We start from the raw sequence: 433 nt of genomic DNA on the forward strand, positions 1-433 counted from the left end.
CGATACAACCTTTGCTCCATTTGAGTTCGTAAATGAAGCGGGCGAGATGGTTGGGATAGATATGGATATTCTAGCAGCGATTGCTGAAGATCAAGGTTTCGAATATGAAGTACGAGCTCTAGGCTTTAATGCGGCTGTTCAAGCCTTGGAAAGTAAGCAAGTTGACGGTGTGATTGCTGGAATGAGTATTACGCCTGAGCGACAAGAGGCTTTTGATTTTTCAGAAGCTTACTATAATAGTAGTTTATCTTTTGCGGTTAAAGCAGATAGCGATGTCCAAACATTAGACGATTTAAAGGGACAAAGAATTGCAGTTAAAACCGGGACACAAGGGGCTGAACTAGCTGAGTCCTTACGAGAAGAGTATGACTTTGAAATTGTGACTTTTGAAGATTCTGTCAATATGTACCAAGAAGTAATGGTTGGTAATAGT

Annotated in this window: 1 protein-coding gene; it reads left to right on the top strand. The window is 40.6% G+C overall.

Annotation, left to right across the window (positions count from 1 at the left end):
* Window positions 1-433, top strand: a 433-nt coding sequence (locus ACTQ45_RS13660; RefSeq protein ID WP_441764036.1) for a transporter substrate-binding domain-containing protein, incomplete at both ends; no start/stop codon positions are given.

The sequence above is a fragment of the Fundicoccus sp. Sow4_D5 genome (assembly GCF_052116365.1).
GTDB lineage: Bacteria > Bacillota > Bacilli > Lactobacillales > Aerococcaceae > Fundicoccus.